The sequence below is a fragment of the Alteromonas sp. ABH4_452 genome (genome assembly GCF_056311825.1).
In genome coordinates, this window is the sequence record NZ_CM149973.1 from 3,336,690 (window position 1) to 3,353,844 (window position 17,155).

The 17,155-nt window shown below is 45.3% G+C and carries 10 protein-coding genes; 6 read left to right on the top strand and 4 right to left on the bottom strand.

Annotation, left to right across the window (positions count from 1 at the left end; translation table 11 throughout):
- Positions 1–229: 229 nt before the first annotated feature.
- Positions 230–3,745, top strand: coding sequence for a PAS domain-containing hybrid sensor histidine kinase/response regulator (locus ACYX4N_RS14285; RefSeq protein ID WP_476054493.1), 3,516 nt, complete (start codon positions 230–232; stop codon positions 3,743–3,745).
- Between the two features lie 81 nt (positions 3,746–3,826).
- Here ACYX4N_RS14285 and ACYX4N_RS14290 read toward each other — a convergent pair whose 3' ends face one another.
- The 3 genes from ACYX4N_RS14290 to ACYX4N_RS14300 all read right to left on the bottom strand — a co-directional run bounded on the left by ACYX4N_RS14290 (position 3,827) and on the right by ACYX4N_RS14300 (position 8,215).
- The gene (locus ACYX4N_RS14290) at positions 3,827–4,717 is read right to left on the bottom strand and encodes an aspartyl protease family protein (RefSeq protein ID WP_476054494.1); all 891 of its coding nucleotides are present in this window, start codon (positions 4,715–4,717) and stop codon (positions 3,827–3,829) included.
- A 221-nt stretch (positions 4,718–4,938) separates the two neighbouring features.
- On the bottom strand, positions 4,939–5,607 hold the full coding sequence (locus ACYX4N_RS14295; protein ID WP_476054495.1) for a response regulator: 669 nt from the start codon (positions 5,605–5,607) through the stop codon (positions 4,939–4,941).
- A 229-nt stretch (positions 5,608–5,836) separates the two neighbouring features.
- The gene (locus ACYX4N_RS14300; protein ID WP_476054496.1) at positions 5,837–8,215 is read right to left on the bottom strand and encodes a TonB-dependent receptor; all 2,379 of its coding nucleotides are present in this window, start codon (positions 8,213–8,215) and stop codon (positions 5,837–5,839) included.
- A gap of 321 nt (positions 8,216–8,536) precedes the next feature.
- On the opposite strand from ACYX4N_RS14300, the gene ACYX4N_RS14305 reads away from it, so the two are divergent.
- The 4 genes from ACYX4N_RS14305 (at position 8,537) to ACYX4N_RS14320 (ending at position 13,187) form a co-directional block, all read left to right on the top strand.
- On the top strand, positions 8,537–9,832 hold the full coding sequence (locus ACYX4N_RS14305; RefSeq protein WP_476054497.1) for a GntP family permease: 1,296 nt from the start codon (positions 8,537–8,539) through the stop codon (positions 9,830–9,832).
- A 103-nt stretch (positions 9,833–9,935) separates the two neighbouring features.
- The gene (locus ACYX4N_RS14310) at positions 9,936–11,351 is read left to right on the top strand and encodes an E22 family MetX-like putative esterase (protein WP_476054498.1); all 1,416 of its coding nucleotides are present in this window, start codon (positions 9,936–9,938) and stop codon (positions 11,349–11,351) included.
- The gene (locus tag ACYX4N_RS14315) at positions 11,351–12,427 is read left to right on the top strand and encodes an extracellular catalytic domain type 2 short-chain-length polyhydroxyalkanoate depolymerase (RefSeq protein ID WP_476054499.1); all 1,077 of its coding nucleotides are present in this window, start codon (positions 11,351–11,353) and stop codon (positions 12,425–12,427) included. Before ACYX4N_RS14310 ends, ACYX4N_RS14315 begins: the two co-directional genes overlap by 1 nt.
- Positions 12,420–13,187 (top strand): 3-hydroxybutyrate dehydrogenase, encoded by a 768-nt coding sequence (locus ACYX4N_RS14320; protein WP_476054500.1) that lies wholly within the window; start codon positions 12,420–12,422, stop codon positions 13,185–13,187. Before ACYX4N_RS14315 ends, ACYX4N_RS14320 begins: the two co-directional genes overlap by 8 nt.
- Before the next feature lie 107 nt (positions 13,188–13,294).
- Here the strand turns inward: ACYX4N_RS14320 and ACYX4N_RS14325 are convergent, their stop codons facing one another.
- A complete protein-coding gene (locus tag ACYX4N_RS14325) occupies positions 13,295–14,455 on the bottom strand; it encodes an iron-containing alcohol dehydrogenase (protein WP_476054501.1) in 1,161 nt (386 codons plus the stop codon).
- A gap of 282 nt (positions 14,456–14,737) precedes the next feature.
- On the opposite strand from ACYX4N_RS14325, the gene ACYX4N_RS14330 reads away from it, so the two are divergent.
- Positions 14,738–17,095 carry a fatty acid cis/trans isomerase gene (locus tag ACYX4N_RS14330; RefSeq protein ID WP_476054502.1) on the top strand — a complete coding sequence of 786 codons (2,358 nt, stop codon included), beginning with the start codon at positions 14,738–14,740 and terminating at the stop codon, positions 17,093–17,095.
- The last annotated feature ends 60 nt before the right edge of the window (positions 17,096–17,155 follow it).

Here is a 17,155-nt window from a genome sequence, read left to right on the forward strand (position 1 = left end):
ATCCCTAATCACACCTAATTACACCTAATTACACCTAATCACACCTAATTATCTGGGGGGGGGGTGCAATCAGCCCCTCACTTTTACTGATAACTGAATTTATGTGAGGAAACTGGAAGATGTGCCAGATGTGAAAACCGTGTTAATGTAAATGTAAGAAGAAAATAAGTTTTTGAGAGCACTAATTTGTGCGTCCAACTGCATAAACTATCTACTACACGGACTACCTATGCTAAGTATATGGACGGTTGGCGCTATCGTCGGTTTCTACCTTCTCGCGCTTTTTGCTTTAGCATTTTGGGGTGACAGATATTTACGTGATAATCGACAGCACCCCGTACTTTATAGCCTTGGTTTAGGTGTGCACTGCACATCTTGGGCTTTTTTCGGCACCACATCGCAAGCCACCCAATACGGCTGGGCGGTTATCCCCACTTATTTAGGCATTATGCTCACCATGGCATTTGCTTTTCCTGTAGTGCTTCGTATAAGCAGACTATGCCAGCAGCATAATATCAGCTCTTTAGCCGACCTCATCTCGCTCAAATACCAGCATTCTCATTTAATTGCTGCACTTATTACTTTACTGTGTTTTTTTGGTGTTGTGCCCTATATAGCCCTTCAATTAGACGCTATAACAAAGTCTATTAACCTACTTACAGGCGAACCCCAAACCACCACGCCTTGGTTAAGCATTTACGTGGCCGGTTTGCTCGCTATATTTGCTGTCACCTTCGGCACGCGCACGCTGAATTTAACTGATAAGCACCCTGGCTTGTTGCTTACCATAGCCTTTGAGTCAATTATTAAGCTAATTGCACTGTGGGCTGTGGGTATTTTTGTTTGCTTCTTTTTATTCGATGGCGCATTAGATTTAATATCTAACGCCTCGTTAAATGAAAGTGCCAGGGACGTCATCTACGCAGATAGTGCTCCTTGGGTTTATGCATCGCACGTAGTTCTTGGCGTCTGCTCTATGTTTGTACTACCACGACAATTTCACATGAACTTTGTTGAACAAAACGGTGAGAGCGAGCTTCGTACTGCAAGGTGGCTGTTTCCACTTTACTTGTTCGGTATGACGTTGTTCATTATCCCCATCGCCCTTGCAGGCAAAATGCTGCTTCCGGCAACAACAAGTTCAGATGCCTACGTACTCGCCCTGCCCTTATTTACCGAAAACATCGCCCTATCAGGTTTTGCTTTTATTGGGGGGTTATCGGCTACCACCAGCATGGTAATTGTAGCTACCCTAGCCCTAGGAATAATGATTTCAAACAATGTTGTCACGCCTCTCTGGCTGAAGGCGCGACTGAAAACCTCTCCAAGTCGCTCAATGGAGCCAAGCAAAATTCTTTCTATCCGGCGGCTTACCGTTTTAATCGTACTTAGCATAGCACTGTGGTATCACTTAAATATTAGCCAAGCTGCGCCTTTGGTGAAAAGTGGTGTTATCGCTATTGCTTTATTGGGGCAATGCATGCCTGCACTTATGTTTGGTATTTACTGGCAAAGGAGTACTAAAACTGCAGCTATTTGTGCATTACTGGTAGGCTTTATGTGCTGGGCTGTGTTTCTGCTCTACCCCAGTTTAATGTCTAGCTACTATTTTGACCCAGTACCTACTGACCAAGCTTTGGGTCTGGGTTTTGCCTATGCATTAATGGCAAACTGCATAACCTTTATTGCAGTAGCGCTGATCACATCAAACCGGGGCGCTAAACAGAATAATGTTGAGACAACGCATGACGGCTCTCCTCATCTACTCGTAAAAGTTCGTGATTTAATAGCGCTTACCGAACGTGTCCTTGATACCAGTACTCACAGTCAACTTGTGCAGCAGCTTTCTGTGGATGTTAACCGCGCCTCGAGCAACGGATACGCCAGTCAGGCTCTTATTGACAGAGTGAACAAGCTGCTTGCCGCCCAAGTGGGTGCGCCCAGCGCGCGAATATTATTGAGCGCCATTGCAGATACCGGAAGTGATAGCTTGCCCGAATTGGTTGATTGGGTAGAAGAAGCGTCCCAATCATTTCAATTCAACCACGAAGTACTTCAGTCATCGGTACAAAATATCGAACAGGGTATTAGTGTACTTGATGACAAACTGCAGCTATTGGCATGGAACGAGCGCTATGTGGAACTTTTCGCCTACCCCAAAGGCTTTTTAAAAGCAGGCATGCCAATTACCGACATACTGAGTTACAACGCCAAACGAGGCTTATTTAGCCCCTCATCAATTGATAAGCGAGTGAGCTACATGCTAGAGGGCACCCGTCATAAACATATTCGACGACAGCCTGATGGTAAAGTCATAGAGCTGAATGGTGCCCCCCTTCCTGGCGGGGGTTACGTAACCACTTACAGCGATATTACCGAATACATGGCAATACAAAGGGAACTAGAAAGCGCAAAAGAAGATTTGGAGGCAAGAGTTGCCCTTCGCACCGCTGAATTAGAAGAAGCAAAGCTTCAAGCTGATAAGGCCAATGAGAGTAAAACTAAATTTCTTGCCGCAGCGGGACACGACCTCATGCAGCCCTTTAACGCCGCTACATTATTTGCCAGCATGCTCAGTAAAAAGACCCAAGGCAGTGAATTGGCCACCTTATCTGAAGGCGTCGTGAATTCACTAGATAACGCACAAAGCTTACTTTCTATGCTGCTTGATATGACAAAATTAGACGCTGGCGTGCTTACACCTCAAAAGACCGCGTTTCCCATCGATGAAATGCTGTCATCGCTGGTACAAGAGTTCAGTGTAATTGCGAAGCAGAAAGGTATTGAGCTGAGATATATACCGAGCGCAGTCATCATCTATTCAGACAAAGTTCTATTGCGCCGGGTGATTCAAAACTTACTGTCCAACGCAGTGCGCTACACATCAAAGGGCAGTGTACTAGTTGGCGTTAGACGCGCTCACTGTTCAGACGCAGAACCAACCATAAAGCTTTGCGTATATGATACAGGTTCTGGTATTGCACCTAATCAACAACATGAGATTTTTAGCGAATTTCACCAGCTTGAAAGCAATAGTAAAGGCGAAGGGATTGGTTTAGGCCTAACTATTGTGGATAAGATATGCCGACTACTAGGTCATAAAGTCGGACTGGCTTCATCGCCGAATCAAGGAAGCTGTTTTAGTGTGGCTATTTCCAGAGTAAATCAAAGCGAATGCTTGTTATCCACTGTGCGTCCAAGCAGCACTATTTATGCTGATACCCTATCAAAAAACTCGGTGTTACCAGTTAACTCAGCAAATGGACCAAATAATCCGGCAAACGTTGTAGAACGTGCCTTAGGTAGCAAATCGCCTCCTATCAACTCGCGCTTCCACCAAACATCACCGCTAAATTCAACGAGTAAAAATAATAACGCATTTTTGAAGGACACGCGTTTTCTACTTGTAGAAAATGACGAGCAAGTAGCAAATGCGATGTGTACTCTGCTGCAAGACTGGGGAGGAAGTACGACATTGATAGCGAGCGGAACAGAGGCATCAAGTATTTCGCACCAACACTTTGATGTGCTCATTGCCGATTATCACCTAAATTATGGTGAAACCGGTTTTGACGTTTCAGCAATACTTTCTGAAAACAAAGTGAGTTTTACCTTGAAGGTTTTGGTCACAGCCAACAGAAGTAATGACATAAGAGAAGAAGCGGCAGAGCAGCAATTTAGCTATCTGCCAAAACCTTTAAAGCCAGCAGCATTTAAGCGGCTGCTTAAACAATCCCTCGTTTAACCGAGGACGATTCTATCTGTTCATTTCAAATCACAGATAAATAAAATTTCTTACTAGTTAGTAGAACAAGGTACGTCAATGCTACTGCGGCAACGCGATATGAAGTCTACCGTAACGATAATCTAGCGTTACAACAAAATCCTTCAACAAATCATAGCCAATTAAGCCTACTACCCGCTTTCCACCTATCCGGCTACCCGTTCTTTCGTATTGACTTTCTAAGTTTGTTTTTTGCCCTTCAGCAGGAAAACTGATCTTTACGTCACCAATCTCATAGGGACCAAACTTCACCACATCAGACGTAGCAAACTCATTTACGCCAGAGCTGTTTGCTCCAAACGAAGTGCTTGCGCCTTCCACTTTGTCTAGCAACCCAGCCTTTGATGCTGCGCGTCGGTCAATTAGAATTGTGCCTGAGTTTCCAGTATCGACAAGCAACCACAAAGCTACACCGTTTATCTCTACTTGTGCGATAGGCATACCGCTTCCCTGTTGGGAGTCGGCATTAACGTTTTCAACCTCTCTCATATCCAGTGAATCACGGGTGACCAAACGAATTTTTCTGTGCGGATAATCTAGCTGGACGATAAAATTATTAAAGAAGCCTGCACCCAGCAGCATGCCATTGGAATGGTGACCGAGGCTGGTCTCGACGAGTGAATCTAACTCGAAACCAGTGCCAAACATCTCAACGCTTACATTGTTATAAGCGTTACGCCTCTCTACATCATAGACACCTTTAACATTCACTGGGCGCCCTTTATCAAGGTCTAATTCGTGCTTGCCGATAAACGCGCGATTAATACTGTTTATCTGAGCGCCAGAGTCCAGCATAACCCGAGACTCAATACCTTCAATGGTGACAGGTAGAAATACGTGACCATTATCTAGCGTGAAGTCTGTCCATGCCGTTACTGCACTTAATGCGCTGTAAGAACTAAAAAGAAGGGAAAGTAAAATTAAGCGAATCATAAATATCCTTTTATGTTAGTAATTTAATCCTTTTTTTTTACGCTATCACAAGAATGAATTCAGGTCGATTTAACACGATGAATTGCATTATAAAGTAGCTATTTAAAGCGGGAAATTTACGATTACCGAAGAAAAACGCCAGGCTTTTAATTGCAAACTAGGCGCTTTTTATTGAAAAAAGTTCTCAGGCGTATTTGTTAACTTCTCATGTTCTAGTGTGCTTAATTTAAGTGCATAGCATTTTTAAATGCGATCCCAGCCTTGGTCCTGTTAATAACGCCAAGTTTTCTTAATACTGCAGATACATGTTGTTTAACGGTGGACTCAGAAATGGCCAGTTCATAAGCAATCTGCTTATTGAGCAAGCCGTCTGATACCATTCGCAACACCTTAAGCTGGTGAGGGGTAAGTTGCTTTAGTCGGTTTGTGAAATCCTCTGGGTTAGAGCGGCCATCCACGTTCGATGCTGAGGCGTTTGGCATCGTCGCCGATGCACTGTGAACTGAAGGCGGGATCCAAGTTTCACCCTCTAACACCGTATTTACCGCGTCGATAATGCAATCGACCGAAGCTGATTTTGGTATGAAACCACTTGCGCCTAACGCAAACGATTTTGCCATAACATCAGGCTCTTCTTGTGCGGTAATAACAACCACAAGTACATCAGGGTACAGCGCATGTACCTCAGCCAGGCCGTTTAACCCCTCATTGCCTGGCATAGTGAGATCTAAAAAAAGCAGATCGATATCGTCATTTTCTTCAAGACTAATGAGCGTATCGGGGAATGTGGAAGTTTCTACAAGTTCGATATGCTCCACACTAGCTAACGCGTGGCACATAGCAGCTCTGAACAGAGGATGATCGTCAGCAATCAAGATTTTCACAGACATAATGCTATCAACTTGTAACTACCTTGTTAATCAACATACTACCACGCCGGTAAAAAAAGGTTAATCTTATTGGCGCATCTGTTATTGAGTAAGGCTCCGTACCACGCCCTTCACTGCTCGACATATCCGCCGGCCAACACAACCTACAGAGGTCGAGCAAAAGTGAGCACGCCTAAACGTAATGGCCTAGGCGTGAAACGTGTTGCCGGTCTTCTTCACAACATACCGTTTAGAATCGATAACCTACCGTAAGGTGAACTGTACGTGGGTCACCGTAATAACCGATAAGTGTCGTATCGCCACCAAGGCCCGGACCAAAGTTACCTTCATCGTCTTGTGTGACAAAGTCGTAACCGCCAACCAGATATTCTTCATCGGTCAGGTTTTTCACGTGTAGTCCAGCATACCAGTCGCCTTCCACACTTTCCCAACGCGCGCTTAAGTTCACCATACCGTAGGCATCTTGTTGGATAAGATCGCTGGTTTCAAAGATAAGGTAATCATCACGATAATAGTAGTTGGCGTTGAAGGTAATATCCCCAAAACTCGTCTCTAGCAAATAGTTGGCATTAAGATTAAAGGTGTTCTCAGGTGTACTCGCTAGGCCAATCAACGGAGGAATGGCATTGTTTTTCTTAATTTCAAAATCAATATAGCCGTAAGCAGCGTCAAACTGAAGGTTATCGGTGGCCACCCACGTCATCTCCAACTCGGCACCTTTTGCGGCCGTTTCTGCAGCATTGCGCAGTCGCTGATCTAGGGCTGTTGGATCAGATAAATCCCCTTCTACACCAATATACTGACGATCTTTGTGGTCGTATGAGAACAATGTGATATTCATACGAAGTGCGTCGGTTAAGTCGCTCTTCACACCCACCTCGAAGCTGTCAACGACTTCTGGTTCAACACCAGGCTCGTTAGTCTGAGCACGAGGGTTAAACGTGCCCGATTTAAAGCCTTGTGAATAGCTTGCGAAGAACATGGTGTTGCGGTCCATTTGATACTCCACGCCCACTCGCGGGGTAAAGCGCGACCAACTCTCTACCGCAGGCGCATCAAACACATCATCGCCATCAGTGTCTGTCCCAAGTACTTGAGGCACTAATTGCCCGTCGGGACGCACGTACCCATCAATCCAGTCGGTATAAGGATAAACGTTGGCGAATACCAAACCGTTATTTACAAAAGCTGTCTTCTCTTCATCGGTGTATCGGGCACCAAGTGAAAGCGATAGCTTGTCGGTAACGTCGTAATTCATTTGTGCGTAAGCAGCCCAGCTTTCTGAGTTATTGCAACCTGTCACTTCTCGCGTCAAACCCGGTGCACCGAGCGCCTGCCCTAACACACCTAAAATGGCATCAAAATTACCGCAGCTCTCACCATCGTAAAAATAAAGCCCTGACACTAAGCTAAACGCGTTCCCAATATAATTCGCTTGAATTTCGTGAGTATCGTTACTGTCATCATATTCTGCCGGCACATCGAAAATAGGCAGAGGCGTATTGTCAAAATCAATGTTGGTAGGTGAATAACTTTCTCTATGTGAACCAATATATTTAAGCTCTAAATCATCATTCACTCTGTATCGTGCCAGCCAGTTATAGCCTTCTAACTCGACTTTGTTCCATGTAGGTAAGCTGGTATAAGAATCGAAAACCGAATCAGGCACGGGTGCATCTGTTAAAATACTTGGAATTAGACGGTAGCCACCTTTCGCATTTGACGTGTCTTCGGTTTTATCCCAGCCAATGCGGAAAAACAAATCTTCACTCGGATGAACTTCTAACGTTACACGGGCTGCCCAAAGATCTTTGTTATAGTTCTCTTTATCTTGGTTAGGCAACGCGCTTACTAGGTACTCGCCGAAGCCGTCGCGGTTTAAATTGGCATAACCCACGCCTAGATACACCGTGTCTTCAATCAATGGAATTTGACCGGTCACTTTAATATCCCGCTGGCTGTAGCTACCTACCGTAGCCTCAACGTTCATCTGTGTATCCCCGGTCATTTCCTTCGTAACGTATTTAACCGCGCCACCAATCGTATTCTTTCCGTAAAGCGTCCCCTGCGGACCGCGTAACACCTCAATACGCTGCACGTCTAGTAAATCAAGCACGGCCCCTTGAGGACGAGCAATATAAACATCATCAACATAAATACCTACGCCTGGTTCATAGCCCCATAGAGGGTCTTGCTGACCCAATCCGCGAATAAATGCTGTTAGGGTTGAGTTAGTACCACGACTGGTTTGTAGCGTAGTGTTAGGCGAAAACTGCTGCACTTCAGTCAGCACGCTAATCCCTTTTTCGCCAAGTTCAACCGCACCAATAGATGTGATTGCAACCGGCGTTTCCTGTAGCGATTCTACGGTTTTTCGCGCTGTCACCTCAATGCGTTCTAATTTTCCTTTTTGCTCTTCGGCATCGGCATTAGCTTGACTATCCTGAGCAAATACGGGCGCTGTACTTAAAACGCTAGCCACCGTTAGGGCACATAGGCTGCGCATAGGGTGTTTAACTGAAGTTCTTTTGCGTTCTGCTGTGCTAACAGCAGCTGGATATATTTGGTAAGGTGAAACCAAGCCATTTGTGTGTGTTGATTTAGACATAGTGAGTCCTTGTTGTTCTAAGTTCTAGGGCCTATTGATCTTTGCTGTATCGCAAATGCTGTAGCTCAAAGGTCAGCAGGCTCACGTCACTGTCGGATGTACTGCCTACGGTCAAAACCACTTTAGTTAATTAAATGTTAATAGTATGTAGTACCATCGTACTATGGGATTTTGATTAAAGTAACGTCAAACTTTATGTCTGTTATGAATGCTTTTTACTTGATTCGCATACACTTTGTGGTTTTGGGTGTAGGCAAATCTTTAATCGACTTAACTGTTTCGGATCATCTGCGGTCACAGATTTTTTAAGGAATGATAACTATGTTAAGTATGATTGGCTTAGTAGGCGGTCTGTTGTTGCTTATTGTTTTGACAATACGCGGAATGAACCTCTTTATTGCTGCACCTTTGTGTGCGCTTGTGGTTGCCATCACCAACAATATTGGCGTGTTCACTGGCGACGTGAATTTCGTTCAAACCTATATGAGCGGTTTCTCTGGTTTTATCGCCTCTTGGTTTTTTATGTTTTTACTTGGTGCGTTATTCGGTAAATTCATGGAAGACACAGGGGCGGCAGATGCTGTTTCTCGCTGGATCATCACCAAAATTGGTTACAAACGCGCAGTATTAGCGGTTGTGCTAGCTTGCGCTATTTTGACCTACGGTGGTGTAAGCGTGTTTGTGGTAGCGTTTTCTGTTTACCCTATGGCGGTGAGTTTGTTTAAAGATGCCAACCTACCCCGTCGCTTCATACCTGCTGCCATGGCATTCGGGTCGGTAACATTTACCATGACCTCGGCAGGCTCGCCTGAGATTCAAAACTGGATCCCAATAAAGTATTTGGGCACCTCCCCTTTTGCCGCGTGGGAAGTTAGCCTTGTCGTCGCCATATTCATGGCATGCTTCGGTTACTGGTGGCTGGCTAAGATGATCAGAAAAGCCGTTAATAACGGCGAGGTGTTTGAAGCCAGAGCAAGCGACCCTGAAGTGCGAGACAGAGCGCTCCCCCACCCACTTACCGGAATTGTGCCGTTAGTCGTGGTGTTAGTCATTTCGTTTCTATTCCATGAAGAACTCGCTCAGCTTGCGCTTATTCTGGCGTTAGGCGGCGGCGTATTGTGTTTGCTGGCTATTAATTACAGACATTTTCACAGTTTACCGGTTGCCATAAATGCGGGTACGACCGGGGCATTGATTGCCATAGGTAACACCGCCGCTGTTGTAGGGTTTGGGTCCATTGCAAAAAACACTGAAGCGTTTCAAACAACAGTAGCGCTTATGACCCAAATTCCTGGTAACGAGCTTATTGGTGCCGCCATTGCCGTAAGCGTTATTGCAGGGCTAACCGGCAGCGCATCTGGCGGACAAGCCATTGCCTTACCCTTGGTAGCTCCGCATTATCTTGATCAAGGCGTAGAACCAGAGCAGCTGCATAGAATTGTATCTATATCTTCAGGCGCATTAGATTCGTTACCTCACAATGGTTACGTGGTCACTACCATACGCGCCATTTGTAATGAAACCCATCAGGCTGCCTACTGGGCGGTGGGTGCACTGACTGTAGTGGTACCAGTGATTGGGTTGGCAATGGCAATTGGCTTGTTTAGCTTTATGTAACATTAGTCAAAGCCAACGATATGGCCGAAGGCCCCACGATTTAAAGGTCACTCTTACAAAACATGCCATGTAAAAATGCGGCCTGAGAAAAGGATAAGAGAGTATGAATTGGAAAAAGACACTTACTTCCACGTTAGTGTGGAATAAGAGCAAAGGCATCAACACGCTATTGAAAAAGCCCGACTCAAGACAAGTTAAACAGTTAGCACTAGCAAATTTGGTTGAGATGTATTTAGTTAAAAAGCAACGCGCATTAGTGGGATTATTTGCCACGCTAATGTTGACGGTACATTGTCAGGGTATTGCTGGCGAATCCGAAGATAAATCGCCATTGCTCAGTTCTTCAAAAGCACCTACTTCTGAGCCCGTTTCTTCCTTGCCAAGCGCTTCGCTGATGGTAAAAAAACGCGTTTTTGAAATGCCTCACTTTACAACCTTTGGCGGTAAAGAAATCAAAAATGTGAAAGTAGGCTGGGAGGCGTACGGAACACTAAATGATGCTAAGAGTAACGTTATACTGATTACCCACTATTTTTCTGGATCTTCCCACGCAGCGGGAAAGTATGACGAAAACGATTCAGCGCCAGGCTACTGGGATAGTATTATCGGCCCCGGCAAGGCGATTGATACAGACCGCTTTTATGTAATAAGCGTTGATACGCTGGCCAATCTAAATGCTTACGACCCGCACGTTATTACAACCGGTCCTACGTCAATAAATCCAGATACAGGCAAACCCTATGGCTTAGACTTTCCCGTCGTCACCATACGTGACTTTGTAAATGTTCAAAAAGCACTTCTTGAAAGCTTAGGTATTGGCAAATTGTACGCGGTTGTTGGGCCTTCTATGGGCTCTATGCAGGCTATCGATTGGGCGAGCGCTTACCCAGACTGGGTTGAACGTATGATTTCAGTTATCGGCGCAGGTCAAAGCGATGCTTGGACCACCGCGGCATTGGAACACTGGGCAACGCCAATTACTCTTGATAAAAACTGGAACAATGGTGAATACAACAAAGAAGAGGCTCCCCTTAATGGCTTAGCGGCATCGCTTATGCTTATTACGCAAAATGCTCTTACTCCTTCGTTTTTCAACCAAACCGGCAAAACGTTGGATTTTAAAAATGTTGAGTCAGCGCCGCTTAGTGACATACGTCAGTCACACAGTATTGTAAGCTGGCTTCGTGAACGAGCGAAGGCCCGGGCAAAAACTATGGATGCCAACCACCTTTTATACTTGGTTCGAGCTTGCCAGCTCTTCGTTGCTGGGCACCAAGATAATCTTGAGCAAGGGCTGGCGTCGATAAAGGCCAAAACGCTGTTTATTCCAGCCCAAACTGATTTGCTTCTTATGCCCTACTTATCTCAAAGTGCACACCAAGAGCTTATTTCAACTGATATCGACAGCACATTAGTTACGCTAGATGGCAAATTAGGGCATTTAGAAGGAGTGACTAACATATCCGCTCAAGCACAGGCCATTCGCCAATTTTTAGAAAATGATAAGGCAGCAATGTAATGATGAAACCTAAACCCTTTTTACGCCGCGCAATGTGGCTTTCTTTATTAAGCGTAAGCGCGCTTAACTTTAGTTCGCCAAGTTTCAGCGCAGATGCATCAGCGCAGGGTGATGTTCCTTCGCTTACCCTCGATTTAGAGAACGTTACCGTGTCTGGCTTGTCCTCAGGCGGTTACATGGCAACACAATTTCAACTAGCACATAGCGACTGGGTGAAAGGCGTTGGCGTAATTGCTGGCGGCCCCTACTTTTGTGCACAAGGTGATATAACCACCGCCCTCGCACAATGCGTGAACAAGGTAGAGGGAGAGATAGACCTTGAGGCGCTGAATCAAAAAGCCCAACAGTATGAAACTGAAGGAAAAATTGCATCGCTTTCCAATATGAAAGACGCAAAAGTCTGGCTTTTTCATGGCACGCAAGACACCAGAGTGATTACACAAGTCAGCGACTTATTGTTTGAGCAATACAAATTGTGGACAGACACTCAATATATTGCCTATATCAAAGACAAACCCATGGCACATTTGTTTCCCACCAAAAACAATGGCGTCAACTGCATGAAATCAGAGAGCCCCTTTATCGGGAACTGCGACTATGATGCCGCTGGCGCTTTGTTTTCCCATCTTATTGAAGATATTTCAGCTCCTGATGAGAATTTGTCGGGAAAAGTGCATTCGATAGATCAGCAAAACGTAGCCGGTAGCGATGCCAAAACACTAGCGAGCGAGGGCTTTGTTTATGTACCAGCAAGCTGTGCTAAAGGTGAACCGTGCAGAGCCCATATTAGCTTTCATGGCTGTAACCAGTATGCCGATGCCGTTGGCGATGCCTACACTACCCAAACCGGTCTGAATGAATGGGCTGACGACAACAATATTGTTGTGCTTTATCCGCAAACTAAGAAGTCGTTATTTATGCCGTTAAATCCACAAGGCTGTTGGGATTGGTGGGGCTATGCGTCTAGCGATTACGCCAACAGAAACGGCGCACAAATAAACGCAGTAAAACAACTGCTGTTCTCATTAAATAGTGCCCCTTCGTTAAATAAATCAAACGGAAGTAACAATGACTAAGCGCACAATATTTATTACAGGCGGCGCAAGCGGCATTGGCTTTGGTATCGCTGAGTCAATGATGAAACAAGGTCATCATGTGATCATCGCTGATATAAATGAACAGGCTGCGAAAGACGCCGTGACCAAGCTTGCGCACTTGGACGGTTCGGCCAGCGCAGTGGCGGTAGACGTGTGCAATGCAGAGCAAGTTGCAGCGCTACCTGAGGTACTGGGAAAACATACCGTAGATGTGCTTATAAACAACGCAGGAATACAGCACGTTTCTCGTATAGAAGACTTCCCTTCTGATAAGTGGCAACAGCTTATAAACATAATGCTGGTTGGCCCTGCTCTGTTAACCCAAGCTTTTTTGCCCACAATGCGACAGCAAAACTACGGGCGCATCATTAATGTAGGCTCTATTCACTCGTTGGTAGCCTCGCCCTATAAGTCTGCTTATGTAGCGGCGAAGCATGGGCTGTTAGGTTTTGCAAAAACCATCGCTCTTGAAACAGGTGACTGTAATGTAACCATTAACACTCTCTGCCCTGCGTATGTTAAAACCCCCTTGGTAGAACAACAAATTACAGCACAGGCAAAAGAAAATAACCTTACCGAGGAAGAGGTAATAACAAAAATCATGTTAGAACCCATGCCTAAAAAGCAATTTGTTAGCGTTGAAGAACTTGCAGATACCGCAAGCTTCTTAATGTCGGCTAGTGCCCGCAATATTACCGGACAAACCATGGTGCTCGACGGGGGGTGGACAGCCCGGTAGTTGATTTTGGTTTTAACGCTTTACTATTAGTAGTTATAGCGTGTTTTTCTTCATACTTAAAAGACTGCAAGCTGCAGTCTTTTTAGTTTTATCATCTTGCCAAAAGATTATTCCCAAAGTGAGACATAAATGGCGACCATCTCTTCAATGGTCGGTACGCGAGGGTTATTGCCCGGTGAACCCGATGCCAAAGCTTGCTCAGCCATTGTTGAGGTCGAAGCAAAAAACGTCTCTTTATCAATTCCAAACTCTGCTGGCGTGGGCACTTGTAAATCGGCATTAAGTGCTTTTAGCTCATTGATAAGCTTTTCGTTCGCCATTTCGTCTGAATCTCCCTGTGTAGCGACCCCCATAGCGCGGGCACATTGTGCATAACGCACTGACGCACTTGGAATAGAAAAGGCGGTAACCGCGGGCAATAACATGGCATTCGATAAACCGTGAGGGACATGAAACGCAGCGCCGATAGGTCGACTCATTCCGTGAACAAGGGCCACTGATGCGTTTGAAAAAGCAATACCCGCAAGCGTCGAGCCCAGCATCATTGATTCTCTTGCCGTTTCATTTGTTGGGTCTGCAAATACAGTACGTAAATTAGGCGCAATTAATGCCATGGCTGATAACGCCTGTGCATCGCTATAAAGATTAGCTTTGCGACTTACGAATGCCTCAATAGCGTGAGTGAGCGCATCAATGCCAGTATCGGCGGTAACGCGGGCTGGCAAGCTTTGAGTTAACGAATAGTCGACCAAGGCTGCTGTTGGCATAAACCCTAAACCAACACACAACATTTTCTCTGTGGTATCTTCGTCAGTAATAATGGTAAACCGGGTTGCTTCTGAGCCTGTGCCTGCCGTTGTGGGAATGGCGATAATTGGTATCCCAGCTTCATCGACAATCCGTGGGAACTTGTAATCTCGCATTTCGCCGCCGTATTTGCCCAAAATGGCAATGGCTTTTGCGCTATCAATGGGGCTTCCACCACCCAAAGCAATGATGCTGTCATAAGCTTGGGTTTTGAAGGCGTCTACACCACGATCAATAGACCTCACCGTTGGCTCAGGCACCGTATCTGAAAACACATCTGCGCTAATTCCAGCCTCTTTTAACACTTGCACTATGGCAGCGCTGTATCCCAATTCGACCATCACCTTATCGGTAACCAATAATGGTTTGTGACAGTTAAGGCCTTTTAGGGTTTCAGCCACCCGCTGACTCGCGCCCTTCCCTATATGCATCACTCTTGGCAAAATAATTTGATGAGACATGCTTCCCTCCTGTGGTTGCTTTTCTCCAGCATACCTTCCGACATGCTTAAAGCAATGACAATGTAAAAATAATGTTACTCCATCTGACCCTACACTTTATTCTTTGCTGTAAATCGAGAGCGCAGTGCTTCCTGCGCAACTTATTAATGGATAAATACTTCGCCGAAGAAGGATTGAGTGAGGGTAAATACTAGAGCGAAGTGGCGAGCTTTCAATATTTATAACATCACCTTAAATGAAATGAGTGATAGACTGGTCGAGACTCTCTTCTGGACTAAGACTATGAAAAAAATCGGTATAACTTCATTGCTTATCGCAATTATCGCTTTAGCGGTTTGGCAATGGCCGAAACCTGATGCACCTTTACTTTCCTCAAGTGATGCCATGCCTGCCATGGAAAGTTTGCCCGACGATTTCTTTACCAGACAAGTAAACCCCGTTTTAACGCAACGCTGTGTGGTGTGCCACGCCTGTTACGATGCCCCATGCCAACTAAAAATGTCTTCTCCAGAAGGTATAGCCAGAGGTGGGAACAAAGAAAAAGTGTATGAAGGCACACGACTCACTGCAGCACAACCAAATAGGATGTTTCTCGACGCTCATGGTGTTGATGGATGGCGCGAGCGTGGCTTTTTCGATGTATTACCAACAAAAGAAGATTCCAACACTTCGCCAACACAATCCTCTGTGCTAGCGCAAATGCTTTTGCTAAAAAAAGAGCACCCTTTGCCCAATACAACTCATTTAGATGACAGTTTCGATATAAGCTTGAGCAGACAAAACCAATGCCCTACGATAAATGAAATCGGCGAATATATGGCTGAACAGCCTTTAGGCGGTATGCCCTACGCTCTGCCAGGCTTATCAGATAACGAGCACGCTACACTCATTCAATGGTTAAACCACGGTGCACCGTTACCTTCGCCCAAAGTGCTTTCACAAGAACTTATTCAGAAAATATCTGACTTAGAAGCATGGCTAAATGGCAATAGTAACAAGATGCAGCTTTCCGCACGTTATATTTACGAGCACTTGTTTACCTCTCATCTCTACTTCGAAGATATTTCAGAAAAAGGAAAAACGCCTCAGTTTTTTAACCTGGTACGCTCGAGAACCCCACCAGGGCAAGCGTTGGACATTATTGCCTCTCGCAGACCCTTCGACGACCCCAAGGTAGAGCGCGTTTATTATCGCTTGCAGCCTGTGCATTCCACAATTGTAAGCAAAACCCACCAAGCATACGCTATTAATCAGAACCTTTTAGATAAATGGCAATCTTGGTTTGTTGACGCTGAATTTTCTGTTGAAACTTTACCTTCGTATGAACCTAAAGTAGCGGCAAACCCCTTGACCGCTTTTACTTTGCTGCCGGTAAAAAGCCGTTATCGATTTATGCTTGAGCGCGCGCAAAACACCATTATGGGTTATATCAAAGGGCCGGTGTGCCGAGGACAAGTCGCGTTAAATGTCATCAACGATCGATTTTGGGTGTTCTTTGTCGACCCAGACATCGCAGCCTCTGAAAAAGTAAATGCGTTTTACGCTTCGCAAAAGGAAAACCTTCACCTTCCTGCTGAAAAAGACAGCTCTGCGCTAGCGATAAACTGGGCAAAGTATGCAAAACGCCAAGGCGATTATATGCGTGCAAGAGCGGCCTTTCTAAACAGCGAGTTTGAAAACGGAGAGCACCTAAACGTATCAAGTATTTGGGACGGTGACGGCAGCAATACCAATGCCAGCTTAACCGTATTCCGCCATTTCGATAACGCCACTGTAGCGAAAGGAATGGTGGGTAAGCCGACTAAAACAGCTTGGATTATTGACTACGCCTTATTAGAACGTATTCATTACTTACTGGTAGCCGGCTTTGATGTTTATGGTAACTATGGGCACCAACTAATGACCCGTTTATATATGGACTTCTTGCGTATGGAAGGCGAGTCGAACTTCCTCAACCTGCTTCCCCCGGCATCTCGTCAGGAACTCTTAGATAAATGGTATCAAAAGGCTAGCCCCGAACTCACTGACTATCTAGAGGGTGATTTTAATAGTTTCGAGCAGCCTTCAGGCATAACATTTGAAACGGAACGCCCGCTAAAAGAACTCTACCAATTGCTATCGAAGCACTTAGCTAGAGTTCAGCCGCAAGCCTCAACGTATAATAAACGCTTGTTATCAACCGAGCAGTACGAAGCGCTAGCGAGTTTAAACTCGCTCCCTGCCCAGCAAGCCACGCTGATGCCTGAAACAACCATGATTGTGGTAAAAGATGACCAAAATTCAGATAACATAGATGTGTTTACTGCCCTTAGGAACAGTGCCCACTACAATGTGAACAGTCTGTTCGAAGAAGAAGAAAATCGCGAGCCATCTAAAGACTCAATTACTCTGGTGCATGGAATTTTGGGTAGCTATCCCGATGCGTTTTGGTATATCAACGCTTCTGGCGTTAATGCGTCGATAGAAATGCTGAAGACAATTAAAAGTGAAGCTGATTACCAAGCTTTGCTCGACAATGTCGCTATGCGCCGAACAAACCCTAATTTTTGGGCCTTTAGCGACAAATTGATTCAGTGGTCTAGCGAGCACTACCCTATTGAAGGCGGCCTGCTCGACTATAATCGATTAGAAGATCGCTAAACCTTGCACTCTGTAACGTTTTACGCTTTTCTTTTGCAAAATACCTGTGCTAATGTCCGA

What these genes read in the sequence shown, in the direction of transcription:
- ACYX4N_RS14285 (WP_476054493.1), top strand. Translation starts at nt 230, where the DNA reads ATGCTAAGTATATGGACGGTTGGCGCTATCGTCGGTTTCTACCTTCTC.
- ACYX4N_RS14290 (WP_476054494.1), bottom strand. Translation starts at nt 4,717, where the DNA reads ATGATTCGCTTAATTTTACTTTCCCTTCTTTTTAGTTCTTACAGCGCA.
- ACYX4N_RS14295 (WP_476054495.1), bottom strand. Translation starts at nt 5,607, where the DNA reads ATGTCTGTGAAAATCTTGATTGCTGACGATCATCCTCTGTTCAGAGCT.
- ACYX4N_RS14300 (WP_476054496.1), bottom strand. Translation starts at nt 8,215, where the DNA reads ATGTCTAAATCAACACACACAAATGGCTTGGTTTCACCTTACCAAATA.
- ACYX4N_RS14305 (WP_476054497.1), top strand. Translation starts at nt 8,537, where the DNA reads ATGTTAAGTATGATTGGCTTAGTAGGCGGTCTGTTGTTGCTTATTGTT.
- ACYX4N_RS14310 (WP_476054498.1), top strand. Translation starts at nt 9,936, where the DNA reads ATGAATTGGAAAAAGACACTTACTTCCACGTTAGTGTGGAATAAGAGC.
- ACYX4N_RS14315 (WP_476054499.1), top strand. Translation starts at nt 11,351, where the DNA reads ATGATGAAACCTAAACCCTTTTTACGCCGCGCAATGTGGCTTTCTTTA.
- ACYX4N_RS14320 (WP_476054500.1), top strand. Translation starts at nt 12,420, where the DNA reads ATGACTAAGCGCACAATATTTATTACAGGCGGCGCAAGCGGCATTGGC.
- ACYX4N_RS14325 (WP_476054501.1), bottom strand. Translation starts at nt 14,455, where the DNA reads ATGTCTCATCAAATTATTTTGCCAAGAGTGATGCATATAGGGAAGGGC.
- ACYX4N_RS14330 (WP_476054502.1), top strand. Translation starts at nt 14,738, where the DNA reads ATGAAAAAAATCGGTATAACTTCATTGCTTATCGCAATTATCGCTTTA.